The organism is Devosia sp. Root413D1, from assembly GCF_001425235.1.
Taxonomy (GTDB): Bacteria; Pseudomonadota; Alphaproteobacteria; order Rhizobiales; family Devosiaceae; genus Devosia_A.
The window spans coordinates 271,877-286,751 of the sequence record NZ_LMEA01000001.1 but is presented as its reverse complement, the minus strand read 5'-3'; the positions used below and the strand labels follow the sequence as shown (position 1 = coordinate 286,751).

Genomic DNA, 14,875 nt, shown 5'->3' with positions numbered 1-14,875 from the left:
AAATTGCCAGTGGCGGGGGTGAGTCCCGGATATATGGTGCAAGCAGCCCCACCCCACCCAGTTCCGCTAGGCCCTCGCGATTGCGAGCGCCAAGCTGCACTACCCTCCCCATCAGAGGGGAGGGAGGGGGCCGGTTCACTAAACCATCCAGCGCGTCTCCCTCCCCTCGATGGGGAGGGATCAAGGGTGGGGTGGGGCCACGTGCGCCGGTGGTTGCGTCAGGCGCCTACCCGTGCCGCCAGATGCGCCAGCAGCGGTTTCAGTTCCGGGGGCGGGGCGCGTTCGATGCGGCGGTATTCGCGGCCATCGACGGTGCGTTCGAGCATTTTCGCATCGACCATGGCGCGGCGGATCAGGGCGTGGTCGCCGAAATCGTGCCAGTGGCGGATCAGTTCGCTGATCTCGCGCTCGGAAAACACCGTCTCGGGCGGGATACGCGACCAGAACACCCATTGGCTGAGGGTCTGGAGGTTGAGCCGCGCCGGCCAGCTCATCAGCACGCCCTCGGCATCGAAATGGCGCGCCGCCTTTTCGACCTGGCTGAGGTCGGCCGGCGGCGTGGGCTCGGCGGCGGCGGCGAGGCGGCCGGCGGTGCCGGCATCGGCGCGCAGGTGCTGGTAGTTGGCGAACCCCGCCGCCTTGGCGATGAGGTTCAGGAGTTCGACATGGCTCGGTACGCCCTCGTGCTGGGTCAGCGCGTGGCGGAGCGTCTTGGCGAAGGGGGAGAGGTCATCCACCCGCAGGGGGACAGCAGTTCTGGTCATCACAACTCATCCTCGTCGTGCCGAACTCCCCGGAGGAAGGTTCGCGGTCGCCGGCTTGCGAGGCGGCACGGGGATAAGTGCTGATCTCGGCTATGAGGCAGGTTTAGCTCCCCGGATGGGGCGGCGACGCCTGGGTGAACTGCGGACCCGGCCAAGATGTAGCGCTGCTGGGGAAAGCCGGCAACGGCCATGTTCAGGTCACCTTCGGGCGGGCTAGTTCTGGGCGGGTACGAAGGGGGAGTCGCTTGGCGGAAATCGCGAGACGTCATCGCTGGGCGGTGGAACTGCTGGCCCCGAAGGCCGGCGAAGCCGTGCTGGAGATCGGCTGCGGGCACGGCATCGCCACCGGGCTGGTGCTGGCGGCGGGCGCCGATGTCGTGGCCGTCGACCGGTCGGGCAAGATGGTGGCGGCCTGCATCAAGCGGAACGAGGGGGTTGGGCGGCTGACCGCGTTCGAGAGCGATTTCGAGACGCTCGATCTTGGCACGCTGGATGCGGCCTTCGCAGTGAACGTCGATTTTCCGCGCCATGCGGATCGCGGCTGGGCCAGAAAGCTCGGCGACGTGATCAAGCCGGGTGGCCGGGTGGTGCTGGTGCTGGAAGCGCCGGCGATCCGCACGGCAGACCGTTTCGCCATGGCGGCCGCTGCGGCTCTCGCGGGCGTCGGCTTCCGCGTCGACACCGAACTGGGACAGGGCATGGTGGCGGTGCGCGCCGAGCGCGTTCCTTGACTCGGCCGCATTTCCGCTCTATCGACCGCCGCACTTCATCAGGTTCAAACGCCTGACTGCCGACCGGGACCCGCAAAGGTATAAAGAGATCCCGGAGGCTAACACCCGACAGCGCGATGCGCCCTCGGGTGGGTTTGGCGTTTGCGCGGATGCTGCCACCTTCGGATGGCAGGAACGGCCAAGACTACCTATCTCCGGGTCCGGGGCAGGGATGCTGCGGAACCAAAGGAACCAAAATGTTCGAAAGCCTTAGCGACCGGCTTGGGAAAATCTTCGAGGGTCTTCGGGGCCGCGGCGCACTTAACGAGAGCGACGTGGATGCGGCGCTGCGCGAAGTGCGCCGGGCGCTGCTCGAGGCCGACGTTTCGCTCGAGGTGGTGAAGGCCTTTGTCGAGCAGGTGCGCGAGCGCGCCGTCGGCGCCGAGGTCACCCGTTCGGTGACGCCGGGCCAGCAGGTGGTCAAGATCGTCCACGACGAGCTGGTCAAGGTGCTCGGCGAGACGCAGGTGCCGATCGACTTCTCGACCACTCCGCCGATGACCATGCTGATGGTGGGCCTGCAGGGCGCCGGCAAGACGACGCTTTCGGCCAAGCTCGCCAAGCGCATGAAGGAGCGGCAGGGCAAGAAGGTCCTGATGGCCTCGCTCGACGATCGCCGTCCGGCGGCGAAAGAGCAGCTGCGCGTGCTCGGCGAGCAGATCGGCGTCGATACCCTGCCGATCCAGTTGAACGAAAAGCCGGTCGATATTGCCAAACGCGCGCAGCGCGAGGGCAAGCTCGGCGGCTACGACGTGCTGATCCTCGATACGGCGGGTCGCACCCATATCGACGAAGAGCTGATGGAAGAGACGGCAGCGGTGAAGGCCGCGACCGATCCGCATGAAATCCTGCTCGTCGCCGATGCGCTGACCGGCCAGGACGCGGTGAACCTGGCGCGCTCGTTCGATGCGCGCGTCGATATCACCGGAATCGTGCTCACCCGTGTCGACGGCGATGGCCGTGGCGGCGCGGCGCTGTCGATGCGGGCCGCCACCGGCAAGCCGATCAAGCTGATCGGTACCGGTGAAAAGCTCGATGCGCTCGAGGATTTCCATCCCTCGCGTATCGCCGACCGCATCCTCGGCATGGGCGACATCGTCAGCCTGGTCGAGAAGGCGGCGCAGAACGTCACGGCCGAAGATGCGGCCAAGATGGCCAAGAAGCTCAAGAAGGGCGTCTTCGACCTCGAGGACCTGCGCAATCAGCTGCTGCAGATGAAGAAGATGGGCGGCATGGGCTCGCTCATGAACATGATGCCCGGCATGAACCAGATGAAGAAGGCGATGGCGGGCGCCAATGTCGATGAGAAGGTGTTCGACCGGCAGATCGCCGTCATCAACTCGATGACCAAGGCGGAGCGGGCGAACCCGGAACTGTTGAACGCCAAGCGGCGCATCCGCATCGCCAATGGCTCGGGCACCAAGGTCGAAGACGTCAACAAGCTGATGAAGCAGCACCGCCAGATGGCGGACATGATGAAGAAGGTGTCGAAGGGCGGCATGGGCTCGCTCGCCGGCATGTTCGGCGGCAAGATGGGCGGCATGATGCCGGGGCTCGGCAACATGCCCGACCCCTCGACCATGGACCCCAAGGAACTCGAGCAGCTGGCGCGGCGCATGGGGATCGACCCCGCATCGATGCCGCAGCAGGCCGAGGTGCCGAAACAGCTCACCCAGAACAAGCTGCCGACCGATGTCGGCCAGCTGCTGAAATCCGGCTCGGGACTTCCCGGGCTTGGCGGCGCGGCGCGCTTCCCTGGCCTTCCCGGCCTCGGCGGCGGCTTCGTGCCGAAAAAGAAATAACCCCACCGGAAGCGTGATCAGCAAAAGTTGCAGACTTTTGCGGTTCGAGAGCGCGACCAAACGAAACGACTGATCATACGAAGGACTGAAGAATGTCGCTGAAACTCCGCCTTGCCCGCGCCGGCACCAAGAAGCGCCCCTACTACCACGTCGTCGTCGCCGACGCCCGTTCGCCGCGTGACGGCCGCTTCATCGAGAAGATCGGCAACTACGATCCCAAGCTCGCCGACAAGGACAAGCGCGTCACTCTGGTGACCGAGCGCGTGCAGCATTGGCTGAGCGTCGGCGCCCAGCCGACCGACCGCGTGGCGCGCTTCTTCGACGCCGCCGGCCTGTTGAAGCGCGAAGCGCGCAACAACCCCGAGAAGGCCGTGCCGGGCAAGAAGGCGACCGAGCGCGCCGAAGCCAAGGCCAAGGCTGTCGCCGACAAGGCCGCTGCCGACGCTGCGCCGGCGCCGGCCGCCGCCGAAGCAGCCGCGTCCGAGTAAGCCGTGGCGCAAGCGGGCGACAACAAGCTCCTCATGGGCCGCATCGGCGCGGCCCATGGGATCAAGGGCGAAGTGCGCATCCAGTCCTTTACCGAGGACCCGCTGGCGCTGGCGTCCTATGGCCCGCTTTCGACCAACAAGCCGGGCCTCACCATCAAGATCCTCGCGGCTCGCACCACGACCAATGTGCTCGTGGCGCGGCTCGAGGGGGTCAACGACCGCAACGCGGCGGAAAAGCTGAACGGGGTCGAACTCTATGTCGACCGCGCGCTGCTGCCCGACACCGACGACGACGATTTCTACCATGCCGACCTGATCGGGCTGAAAGCCCGGCTGGCCGACGGCTCGGAGATCGGCGAGGTGATGGCGGTGCCGAATTTCGGCGCCGGTGACCTGCTCGAAATCCGCGACCCCCGCTCGGGCGATACCTATCTCTATCCGTTCTCGAAGGCCGTGGTGCCGGAGGTGCGGGTCGCCGATGGGTACCTCTTGATCGATCCGCCGATCGAGGCGGAGCCGGGCGAAGAAGAACCCGATTGAGCTTTTCGGCTTCGATCATCACGCTGTTTCCGGAACTGTTCCCAGGCCCGCTCGGCGCCTCGGTGATCGGCCGTGGCATGGCGGATGGGCGGTGGAGCCTCGAGACCACCCAGCTCAGGGATTTCGCCACCGACCGGCACCGGACGGTGGACGATACCCCATCGGGCGGCGGCGCCGGCATGGTGCTGAAACCGGATATCCTCGCCAAGGCGATCGATGCGGTGTCGCCGGAAGGCGACGCGCGGCCGCGGCTGCTGATGTCGCCGCGCGGCACACCGCTGACGCAGGCCAAGGTACGCGAGCTGGCGGCGGGACCGGGGGCGGTGATCGTCTGCGGGCGGTTCGAGGGGATCGACCAGCGGGTGATCGAGGCGAGGCAACTCGAGGAAATCTCGATCGGCGACTATGTGCTGGCCGGCGGCGAAGTCGCCGCCATGGTGCTGCTCGAAGCGGTGGTGCGGCTGCTTCCCGGGGTGCTGGGAGCGGCGGAAAGCCATGCCGACGAGAGTTTTGAGAATGGGCTGCTGGAATACCCGCAATACACCCGGCCGCAGCTGTTTGAGGGGCGCGAGATCCCTGAGGTGCTGACCTCGGGCGACCACGGCAAGGTAGAGAAGTGGCGGCGCGCCGAGAGCGAGAGGCTCACACGGGCGCGCCGGCCGGATTTGCTCACCTGATCAGGCCGACTTGCCGAGCAGCTTCCTGATCTTGGCGAGGGCGGTGGTCGCGTCCTCCTGGTAGGCGATGGTGCCTTCGAAGCCGCCCTGGGCGTTGACGAGGAACACCGAAGCGGTGTGGTTCATGGTGTAATCGGAGCCTTCTCCCGGCACCTTCTGGCCCAGCACCTTCCAGGCCTTGACCATCCTGGCGATCTCCTCGGGCTTGCCGGTGACGCCGGTCACCCGGTCGGACACCCAGCTGACATAGCCATTGAGGATTTCGGGGGTGTCGCGCTCGGGATCGACCGTGACGAAGAAGGCCTTGAGGTTCTCGGCCTCGTCGCCGAGGTCGGCGAACCAGCCCGCCATCTCGCCCATGGTGGTGGGGCAGACGTCGGGGCAATGGGTATAGCCGAAGAACAGCAGCGAGGGCTGGCCGACCAGCATGGACTGATCGACCGGGTTGCCGCGTTGATCGACGAGGGCATAGCTGCCGCCGCCGATGCCGCCGCTTTCCGGGGCGGGCCGCGTGACGAAGAACAGCAGCGTTGCCGCCACTGCCGCCAGCGCGACCAGAGCCCAGAGCGCGAGGCGGAGGCGCGAGGTTATGGCGCTCATGGTCAGCCACCGTGCATCGAGTGGTCTTCAGCCGGACCCTTGGCGGCCGGGCTCTCGACGCTGAGTTCCACCTCGACGCTGCCGGCCTTCTCGAAGTTGAGGGTCAACGGGATCTTTGTCCCCTCCACCAGCGGCTGGGCGAGCTGCATGAACATGATGTGGAGGCCGCCCGGCGCCAGGGTGACGGTTTCGCCGGCCGGGATTTCGACGCCCTCGGGCAACTCGTTCATCTTCATCAGGTCGCCCTCCATCTTCATCTGATGGATCTGGACCACGCCGGTGACCGGCGAGGCAGCGCTGACCAGGCGATCGGCTTCGCCGCCCTTGTTGGTGATGGTGAGATAGCCGCCGCCAACCGGCGCATTGGGGAGGGTGGCGCGAGAGAAGCCGCCGCTGATCTCGAGATTGCCGATGCTCACCGCGGCCGGAGCGGCCATGCTCATGGCGCCGTGGTCATGCTCGCCGGCAGCCGCAGTGGTGACGGCGAGGGTGGGAGCCGGATGCTCGAGGGCGTGGGCGTTCTCGCCGGGGGCAGCGATCTGGTCCCAGACCACCGAGGCGGCGCCGCATTTCTGCGTCACGACGAACGGCAGGCTGGTTTCGGCGTCAAAGCCTTGTAGCGAGCCCTGGACGACGAATTCGTCGAACTGGTCGTCGGGGATCGAGCCACCGGCCCAGCTGACGGCGAGGGCGCCGGAGGTCACCGGCTGGCCATGCACCTGGTAGCTGTTCTGGTAGTCGCCCTTGGTGATCTCGACGGTCCAGCCGGCTTTCACCATCGGCTTGGCCGATACGAAACCTTCGGGCAGCACGATGCTGACCGTGTCGGTGGGGGCGCCATCGCAGCCATGCGGGATGGCAATGGCGACCTTGACGGTCGCGCCGTTGGCGGCGCTGGCCGGGGTGAGCGTGGCATGGGCGAAGGCCGGGCTCGCGAGCATGAGGGTAGAAGCCGCCAATGCGGCGATGCGGGATGTGGTGTGCATCTGACTCTCGTCTGTTGGCTGCGGCCGTAGCGGGCGCGCAGCAAATCGATAATGGGCTACGATCGATCAGACGGAGGCGGGTGGTCCGCGGGCGGTGGCAGTGCCCAGCGGCTCGGCCGGCAGATGCAGGATGGGAAGCGCGCCATAGGCGACATCTGCCAGCATCGCCACCGGGATAGCGATGTCGCAGGGCGGCGGCAGGTCAGCCCCGCCGATGCGGCAGGCGTGGCAGGGGGCGTGCGCCTTGGGGTCATCCGGGGTGTCCCCGCAATAGCTCATGTCGAGCGCGGCGGTGAGGGTGTCGGGGCCGGCGGATGCGGTAGCCACCGGGGCGTGAGCGAAACTGAGGAAAACCAGGGCGAGCACGACAAGCGCGTGCAGCAGCTCTCTTCCCATGTTTCGCGCGTTGAGCACCGGCAACGACCCCGTTGGACGACAAGACCCTTTAGCGCAGCCGGGGCTGCCGCGTCATGCGGCAAATGCGCGGGCGGGCGATTGAACTCACCGGTGGAACCTGACAGAGATAGCGCGACGGTGCGCGACCCGCTTTTCGGGGCCGCGTGAAACGGGAAGCCGGTAGGCCATTGGCCGATGCCGGCGCCGCCCCCGCGACTGTAACGGGCCTGACTTTTCACTCAGCGTGCCACTGGTTTGCGACTGGGAAGGTGGAGTGAGAGGTGCCCGGAGCCAGGAGACCGGCCGTCCGGTGGTGACCCAAACCGGGACCATCGAACATGAAAAACGCTACGGGACGGCGGGTCCCGAGATGGAGATATTTATGCGCGCGCTTCTGGCCCTTCTGCTCATCGCCGTTCCGACGGCGGCCTTTGCCCATACCGGGCACGGCGACACTTCGGGGTTCCTGCACGGCTTCATGCATCCGGTCGGCGGGATCGACCATATCCTCGCCATGGTGGCGGTGGGCGTGTTCGCCTATGTGCTGGGCGGCAAGGCACTGTGGCTGGTGCCGCTGAGCTTCGTCGCCATGATGGCGGTCGGGTTCCTGCTGGGCGTCGGGCAGATCGACGTGCCGTTCGTTGAACTGGGCATTGCGCTCTCGAGCGTGGTGATCGGCGGCGCCGCGGCGCTGGGTCGGCCGATGCCGGTGGTGGCAGCCTCGGCATTGGTCGGGGTGTTCGCGATCTTCCACGGCCACGCGCACGGCGCCGAAATGCCGGTCGATGCCTCGGGCTTCGAATATGCGGCGGGCTTCATCGTTGCGACCGCGTTGCTGCATGCGGCCGGCATCGGCGCGGCAATGGGCGTGACCAAGCTGGTCGGCAAGTATGGCAAGACCGCTGCGCAGGTGGCCGGTGGCGTGTTCGCGCTGGGCGGCATCGGGGTGCTGGCCGGCTGGCTGTAAGCCTCTCGCAGCATGAGTGGAAACTGGTCATCCCCGCGAAAGCGGGGATCGCCGTTTCTGGGGCCGGCATCGCAAACGGAGGTTCCCGCTTTCGCGGGAATGACCCGGTGGCTTAGGCGATGTCGAGCAAACCCTAGACCCGAGCCCTAGACTCCCGGGCATTCTTGATTTATAGCCCCGCTCGCTTGAGCTTCGGCTCGGCCAATAATGCATAAAAATCCGTGCAACCAAGACCGGGCGGTCGGCGTGAAGCCGGCGAAACGCTCCTTTGAAAAAGACGAACGGAACATCAGATGTCCAAGATCATCGAACAGCTCAATCAGGAGCAGCACGATAAGCTGCTCGCCAAGGGCGCCCATCCGGAATTTACCCACGGCGATACCGTCAAGGTGTGGGTGAAGATCCGCGAAGGCGACAAGGAACGCCTGCAGGCCTATGAGGGCGTGGTTATCGCCCGCTCCGGCACCGGCATCATGGAAAGCTTCACTGTGCGCAAGATTTCGTACGGCGAAGGCGTGGAACGCGTGTTCCCGGTGCTCTCCCCCAATATCGACCGCGTCGAAGTGATCAAGCGCGGTAAGGTCCGCCGCGCCAAGCTCTATTACCTGCGCGACCGTCGCGGTAAGGCCGCCCGTATTTTCGAGAACGTCGGCGCCCGCACCAAGAAGATCGAGGCCGGCGAGCGCGTTGCAGCGCTTGACGCCAAGAACGCCCGCGAGGCCGAGAAGATCGCCGCCGCCGAGGCGCTGGCCAAGGAGCTCGCCGAGAAGGACGCCGCTGAGGCCGCCGCTGCTGCTGCCGAGGCAGCCGCCGCGACCGAGCCCAAGGCCGAGTAATCAGTTGAAGCGCTGTTAAGTGGTCGCGGGCGTCGAACGGAAAAGTCTCACAACTTTTCCTGCGCCCGCTCCGGCCGTGCCACAGTTTCGGCACGAGCGCGACTAGAGTTCAGCCCGGCTCACGAGCCGGGCTTTTGATTCCGGGGTTGGGATGCCCCGTATTCCGGTCTTTATGCACGCGAGATCGGAGATCTCGTTATGGGGAAATTGGAATGGACGCAGCTCTTCAGGACGCGGAAGAGAGGCGGCACGTCGCCGCGGAACTCCGAGAGGAAGCCCGCACCGTGCTGGTGGAAACGGGCCTGCTCGAACTGCTCAATGCCCGCTTCGGCGAGGCTGTGGTGACCGGCAGCGCTGGCTATGACCTGATGGTGTGGCGCGATATCGACATCCACATGCCGTGCGAGGCAGAGCGTTGGGCCGAATGGGCCGGGCTCGCCGCCGATATCGCCATCCAGTTCGACCGGGCCGGGCTGCAGCTGCACAAGGCGAGCTTCCTCAACGATTATGTCGAGCCGCACCCGCTCGGCGCCGGGCTCTACTGGGGCATCGAGTTCAAGGATTACGCCGGCAACCCGTGGAAATGCGACATCTGGGGCTGGGAGCCGTTCGATTTCGCGGTGCGCCAGGCGCGCGATGCGAACCTTCGGGCCGATCTCTCGGCCTGCGACCGCGACCTGATCCTCAGGCTCAAGCACGAGGCGCGCGAGCGGCCGGGCTATTACGGCGTGATGGTGGGCAGCTTCGACATCTACCAGTTCGCCCTGGCCGGGGCCGGCGAGACGTTGGACGAGCTCGAGGTGTGGAAGGGGCTGGTGGCGCAGTAGCCAAGCCCGACGGTCTGTGCGAGTGGCGCACCCCCTCCGAGCTGCGCTAGGTCGCTTTGCTCCCAAGCTGCGCTTGCCTCCCCTGTCAAGGGGGAGGTTGCGCTGTGGCGCGATTGTGCCTGAGACACCGGCCTCGACGGGGAGGGTTGGGGAGGGGTGTGCAGCAGGTGCCATGGTTGCATTTCCCAGCGCATTCGCCAGATTACCGTCCGGCAGCACCACAACGACCGGAGACTTTCGATGCAATCCTTTATCTGCGTCACCTGTGGCGTGGGCCATGCACCGTCCGAGGCGCCGCCCGAGCGCTGCGTCATCTGTGATGACGAGCGGCAGTATGTGACGGCCGCCGGGCAGCGCTGGACGACACTGGCGGAGCTCCAGCAGAAGCATACGATCGAGTTCAAGGAGCAGGAGCCGGGGCTGGTGGGGATCGGGTCGGCGCCGTCGATCGCCATCGGACAGCGTATGCTGCTGATCCAGCAGGCAGGTGGCGGGGTGCTGTGGGATTGCACGCCGCTGGTTACCGACGAGGCGGTCAGGCGGATCAAGGAACTGGGCGGGGTGCGGGCGATGGCGATCTCGCATCCGCATTTCTATTCCTCCATGGTCGACTGGTCGGAGGCGCTGGGCGGCGTGCCGATCCATATCCACGAGGCCAACCGGCAGTACGTGATGCGGCCGTCGGACCGCGTGAACTACTGGAGCGGCGAGACGCTCGAGCTCGGGCAGGGGGTAACGCTGGTGCGTTGCGGCGGACATTTTGTCGGCTCCACCGCGCTGCATTGGGCCGGCGAGGACAATAAGGGCGTGCTGATGACCGGCGATACCATCATGGTGGTGCCGGATACGCGCTGGGTGAGCTTCATGTACTCCTATCCCAACCTGATCCCGCTGCCGGCGCGCGAGGTGAACCGCATCGTCGGGGCGGTGGCGCCGTTCGCCTACGACCGGATCTATGCCGGCTGGTGGGACCGGGTGATGACGCATGACGCCAAGGCGCGGGTAGAGGCTTCGGCGGAGCGGTATGTGAAGGCGATCGCGGGGTAGTCTCCACCAAGCTCTCCCTACGCTGGGATGACATCGCGTTTGGGGCAGCGACGAGGGTCCTCATAAGCTCCGAGCGCAAAAACAGGCAGTATCGCTGACTTAAGATATATCTTGAGAGCTATCTTGAAGCCTCGATGGTCGAGGCATATCTTCCGGCTATCGTAAGATATATCTTGGAGTGAAAGATGCACGATCACGACCACAGGTGGGACCGGAACTGGCGGCGCATGGAAGCCATGGCGCGACGCGGGTTCCGCAAATTCGGCAACTTCGAAGCCAACATCAACCCTGGTGACTGGGGCGGTTTCGGGGGCAATTTCCGCATCGGGCGGATGCTGGCCTCGGGTGACCTCCGGCTCGTCGCGCTGTTCTTGATCGAACAGCAGCCGCGGCATGGCTACGACCTGATCAAGGCGATCGAGGAGCATTCGAAGGGCTTTTATTCGCCGAGCCCGGGCATCGTCTATCCGGCGCTGACCTATCTCGAGGAGGCGGGCTACGTGACCTCGGCCGCCGAGGGCAACAAGAAGCTCTACACCATCACCGAGGAAGGCCGGACGCACCTCAACGATAATCGCGAGGCGATCCAGTCGACGCTCGACTTCCTCGCCAAGGCAGGCTCCGGGATGGAGCATTTGCGGGAGCGGATGGCGAGCCAGGATTTCCCCTTCACGCCGGGGGAGGCGGAGCAGTTCCGCGAGCGATTTCGCGGCATGGGGCGGGAATTTGGCCGGCATGGCTGGTTCGGTGATCGCGGCGGTGCTCCGCCGCACCCGGATCATCCCGAACACCCCGAGCGACCGGAGCGGCCCGAACGGCCCCAGGAACGCTACTCGGGCCGGCCCGACCGTGATCTCGACGACGTGGCGCCGGAAGTGAACGACGCGCGCAAGGCGCTGAAGAAGGCGATCAAGGAAGCGATCCGGCGCGACCCCGAAGAGGATCGCCGGGTGGCGGAAATCCTGCGCCGCGCGGCACAGGAGATCCGCGAGGGGTATGACGAAGACACGACCGAAGTCGATCTCGGCTAATTGTCCCGCCTGAGTGACAAGCGCTCCCGTCTGGCCGGCTGCTTTCCGGCAGGCGGGAGTTTTCATTATGGCAAACTGGTCTCGGTGGGACCGGCGGCCCGGCGATCAGTCGGGCGATTGCCCACGACCAATGCCTCACTACCGCCCAGCTGCGAATGTCTCTAACATGCCTGCCAAACATCTTGCCCGGCTGCGAGATTTCTCGTTCCGGGCCTAAAGGGCGGATAGTGACGTGAACGAGATGGCCCCGATCGGGGTGGACCGGGCTGCGGCGACGCAAGGGATTGTGGCGCGGCTCAAGGATCTGATCCGCAAGGACCGGATCATGACCGACCCGGTGATGACCTATGCCTATTCGGGCGATGCCAGCTCCTACCGGCTGATCCCGGCAGTGGTGGTGATCGTCAATACCGAGGACGAAGTGCGCGCGGTGATCGAAGCCGCCCGCGCCGAAAAGCTGCCGTTGACCTTCCGCGCGGCGGGGACGTCGCTCTCCGGCCAGGCGATCACCGACGGGGTGCTCGCGGTGCTCGGCGACGGCTGGAAGAAGCTCGAGATCCACGAGGCCGGGCAGCGGGTGACGCTGGGGCCGGCGGTGATCGTCGCCAATGCCAACAAGGCGCTGAAGCCGTTCGGGGCCAAGCTGGGGCCGGATCCGGCGAGCCAGGCCACCTGCAAGATCGGCGGGGTGGTGAACAACAACTCGTCGGGCATGTGCTGTGGCGTCGCCTACAACACCTATCACACCATGCACCGGCTGCGGGTGATGCTGGTCGACGGCACGGTGCTCGATTCGGGCGATCCGGCGTCGGTCGCGGCGTTCCGGGCGTCGCATGCGCACCTGCTCGATGAGCTCAAGGCGTTGCACCAGAAGGTCAAGGCCGATCCGGCGCTGGTCGAGCTGATCCGCAAAAAATACCGGATCAAGAACACCGTCGGCTACTCGATCAATGCGCTGCTCGATTTCCACGATCCGATCGACATCCTGATCCACCTGATCGTCGGTTCGGAGGGGACGCTCGGCTTCGTCTCCGAGGTGACCTACAACACCATTCCCGAGCACCCCTACAAGGTGACTGGGCTGATCCCGTTCCCCGATCCCTATTCCTGCGCCCGCGCCATCTCGAAGCTGGCCAATGGCGGGGTGCAGGTGACGACCGGCGTTACCGCCGCCGAGTATATCGAGCGGCGAGCCCTGGCGACGGTAGAGCACCTGCCGGCCATCCAGCCTTATGTGAAGTTCTTCACCGAGACTTCGCCGGTGATCCTGATCGACGTGACGGCGCCCGACCAGGCGACGCTCGAGGCGGAGACCGCGAAGGCCTCGGCGATCCTTGCCTCCGAGGGGGCGACGGACATCACGTTCTCGGCCGACGAGCACATTTCGCATGGGCTGTGGGACGTGCGGAAAGGCTTTTTCGCTACCGGCGGCGCGGCGCGGCCGAAGGGCACCTCGATGCTGACCGAGGACGTGGCGGCGCCGATCGACCGGCTGGCCGATTTCGTCATCGATATGCGGAAGCTGCTCGACGATTGCGGCTATGAGGATGCGATCATTTTCGGGCACGCGCTGGCCGGCAACCTGCATTTCCAGATGAGCGACAACTTCATGGACCCGGATGCGGCGGTGAAGTTCGATCACTTTTCGAAGGAACTGTCGGAGCTGGTGTCGGTCCGCTATGGCGGCTCGCTGAAGGCCGAGCACGGCACCGGGCGCGCCATCGCGCCGTTCGTCGAGGCCGAGTGGGGCACCAAGGCCTATCTCATCATGCATGAGATCAAGCACCTGTTCGACCCGGAGGGGCTGCTCAATCCGGGCGTGCTGCTCAACCCCGATCCCGACATCCACATCAAGAACCTGAAGCTGATGCCGCTGGCCGACGAGATCGTCGACCTCTGCATCGAGTGCGGCTTCTGCGAGCCGGCCTGTCCGAGCCATCACATGACGCTCAGCCCGCGCCAGCGCATCGCGGTGACGCGCGAGCGGGCGCGGCTCAGGCAAACCGGCGAAGATCCGGAGCGGCTCAAGGCCATGGACGAGGGCTTCCAATATGTGGGGCTCGATACCTGTGCGGCGTGCAATCTCTGTTCGCTGCGCTGCCCGGTGGGGATCGAAACCGGCACCATGGTGATCGGCGAACGTGGCAGGCGGCGGTCGGATGGCGATCGCAACGTGGCGCATTGGGTCAGCGGGCATACCGCGGCGCTCGAGACCGGCATGAAGCTGGGAGTCGGGGCGCAGGCGCTGGGCCGCCGGATCGTCGGCAATGGCGTAGTGGATGCCGTGGCGGGCGCCATGCATGCGCTGGCGCCCAAGGCCGTGCCGCGGGTATCGCCGGCGCTGCGGCCGGGGCCGGGGGCGCCGAAGCCGGTGCCGGCGCGCAACGCGCCGAACGGCCAGGTGGTGTATTTCCCATCCTGCGCGACGCGGATGTTCGGGGCGCCGACGCGCGAGAACGGGTTGCTGCCGACCACCGATGCGATGATCGCACTGATGCGGCGGGCGGGGTTCGACCCGGTGGTGCCGGAAAAGCTCGACGGACAATGCTGCGGCCAGCCGTTCCTGTCGAAAGGCTTTCCCGAGGAGGCCGAGCGCGTCGGCGGGTCGACGCGGCGCGAACTCGATGGGCTGAGCCGAGCCGGGGCGCTGCCGGTGGTGACCGATGCCTCGACCTGTGCCAAGCACATGCGCGAACATCCGGGCGAGGCCGCGGTGATGGATTCGGCGGAGTTCCTGCTCAAGGAAATCCTGCCGCGGTTGACCATTACCAAGCCGCTGCCGGCCGTGGCGGTGCATCACAACTGCTCGGCGCAGCGGCTGAAGGAGCAGGGCGCCATCGAGGCGCTGGCGGCGGTGATTGCCGAGAAGGTAGTGGTGCTCGATGCCATCACCTGCTGCGGCTATGCCGGCGACAAGGGGCTCTATGTGCCCGAGCTCAACGCCCATGCGACGCGCTTTGCCAAGGCCCAGATCCCCGAGGGATGTGAGATCGGGCTGTCGACGGTCTCGACCTGCGCCACCGGGCTCAGCGAGCGGATGGGAATCCCGTTCGTGTCGATTGCCAGCCTGCTGGAATTGGTGAGCCAGCCGGTGCATTGAGGCACTGGGCCATGTCTCTGGGTGCAAGAACCGAAGCAGACGGC

General features: G+C 66.0%; 15 protein-coding genes and 1 riboswitch. Of the genes, 11 read left to right on the top strand and 4 right to left on the bottom strand.

Going from position 1 to position 14,875, the window contains the following annotated elements; genetic code table 11:
- Window positions 1-218 precede the first annotated feature (218 nt).
- Window positions 219-764 carry a DUF2087 domain-containing protein gene (locus ASC89_RS01390; RefSeq protein ID WP_055994041.1) on the bottom strand — a complete coding sequence of 182 codons (546 nt, stop codon included), beginning with the start codon at window positions 762-764 and terminating at the stop codon, window positions 219-221.
- Between the two features lie 245 nt (window positions 765-1,009).
- On the opposite strand from ASC89_RS01390, the gene ASC89_RS01385 reads away from it, so the two are divergent.
- The 5 genes from ASC89_RS01385 to trmD all read left to right on the top strand — a co-directional run bounded on the left by ASC89_RS01385 (window position 1,010) and on the right by trmD (window position 5,041).
- On the top strand, window positions 1,010-1,495 hold the full coding sequence (locus tag ASC89_RS01385; RefSeq protein ID WP_162247889.1) for a class I SAM-dependent methyltransferase: 486 nt from the start codon (window positions 1,010-1,012) through the stop codon (window positions 1,493-1,495).
- A 236-nt stretch (window positions 1,496-1,731) separates the two neighbouring features.
- Window positions 1,732-3,336: a signal recognition particle protein gene (gene ffh / locus ASC89_RS01380; protein WP_055994038.1), complete on the top strand. Its 1,605-nt coding sequence runs from the start codon at window positions 1,732-1,734 to the stop codon at window positions 3,334-3,336.
- A gap of 92 nt (window positions 3,337-3,428) precedes the next feature.
- Entirely contained in the window at window positions 3,429-3,824 is a 396-nt protein-coding gene (rpsP, locus tag ASC89_RS01375; RefSeq protein WP_055874891.1) for a 30S ribosomal protein S16, read from the top strand.
- Window positions 3,825-3,827: 3 nt separating this feature from the next.
- A complete protein-coding gene (rimM, locus tag ASC89_RS01370; protein WP_244488372.1) occupies window positions 3,828-4,364 on the top strand; it encodes a ribosome maturation factor RimM in 537 nt (178 codons plus the stop codon).
- The gene (gene trmD, locus ASC89_RS01365; RefSeq protein WP_055994036.1) at window positions 4,361-5,041 is read left to right on the top strand and encodes a tRNA (guanosine(37)-N1)-methyltransferase TrmD; all 681 of its coding nucleotides are present in this window, start codon (window positions 4,361-4,363) and stop codon (window positions 5,039-5,041) included. Before rimM ends, trmD begins: the two co-directional genes overlap by 4 nt.
- On the opposite strand, the gene ASC89_RS01360 is transcribed toward trmD, so the two are convergent.
- From ASC89_RS01360 to ASC89_RS01350, 3 genes are all read right to left on the bottom strand, one after another.
- On the bottom strand, window positions 5,042-5,641 hold the full coding sequence (locus ASC89_RS01360) for an SCO family protein (protein ID WP_055994034.1): 600 nt from the start codon (window positions 5,639-5,641) through the stop codon (window positions 5,042-5,044). It abuts the gene before it with no gap.
- Window positions 5,642-5,643: 2 nt separating this feature from the next.
- Window positions 5,644-6,627 carry a DUF1775 domain-containing protein gene (locus ASC89_RS01355; protein ID WP_055994032.1) on the bottom strand — a complete coding sequence of 328 codons (984 nt, stop codon included), beginning with the start codon at window positions 6,625-6,627 and terminating at the stop codon, window positions 5,644-5,646.
- Between the two features lie 66 nt (window positions 6,628-6,693).
- Window positions 6,694-7,041 (bottom strand): hypothetical protein, encoded by a 348-nt coding sequence (locus ASC89_RS01350; protein ID WP_156384453.1) that lies wholly within the window; start codon window positions 7,039-7,041, stop codon window positions 6,694-6,696.
- Between the two features lie 101 nt (window positions 7,042-7,142).
- Window positions 7,143-7,346, top strand: a riboswitch (cobalamin riboswitch).
- A 59-nt stretch (window positions 7,347-7,405) separates the two neighbouring features.
- On the opposite strand from ASC89_RS01350, the gene ASC89_RS01345 reads away from it, so the two are divergent.
- From ASC89_RS01345 to ASC89_RS01320, 6 genes are all read left to right on the top strand, one after another.
- Entirely contained in the window at window positions 7,406-7,990 is a 585-nt protein-coding gene (locus tag ASC89_RS01345; RefSeq protein ID WP_244488371.1) for a HupE/UreJ family protein, read from the top strand.
- A 293-nt stretch (window positions 7,991-8,283) separates the two neighbouring features.
- Window positions 8,284-8,826 carry a 50S ribosomal protein L19 gene (rplS, locus tag ASC89_RS01340; protein ID WP_055874904.1) on the top strand — a complete coding sequence of 181 codons (543 nt, stop codon included), beginning with the start codon at window positions 8,284-8,286 and terminating at the stop codon, window positions 8,824-8,826.
- Between the two features lie 212 nt (window positions 8,827-9,038).
- On the top strand, window positions 9,039-9,653 hold the full coding sequence (locus tag ASC89_RS01335) for a hypothetical protein (protein ID WP_055994028.1): 615 nt from the start codon (window positions 9,039-9,041) through the stop codon (window positions 9,651-9,653).
- A gap of 240 nt (window positions 9,654-9,893) precedes the next feature.
- Entirely contained in the window at window positions 9,894-10,700 is an 807-nt protein-coding gene (locus ASC89_RS01330; protein WP_055994026.1) for a hypothetical protein, read from the top strand.
- 185 nt (window positions 10,701-10,885) lie between these two features.
- On the top strand, window positions 10,886-11,731 hold the full coding sequence (locus tag ASC89_RS29200; protein WP_082533120.1) for a PadR family transcriptional regulator: 846 nt from the start codon (window positions 10,886-10,888) through the stop codon (window positions 11,729-11,731).
- Window positions 11,732-11,972: 241 nt separating this feature from the next.
- On the top strand, window positions 11,973-14,831 hold the full coding sequence (locus ASC89_RS01320; protein WP_055994891.1) for an FAD-binding and (Fe-S)-binding domain-containing protein: 2,859 nt from the start codon (window positions 11,973-11,975) through the stop codon (window positions 14,829-14,831).
- Window positions 14,832-14,875: the final 44 nt, after the last annotated feature.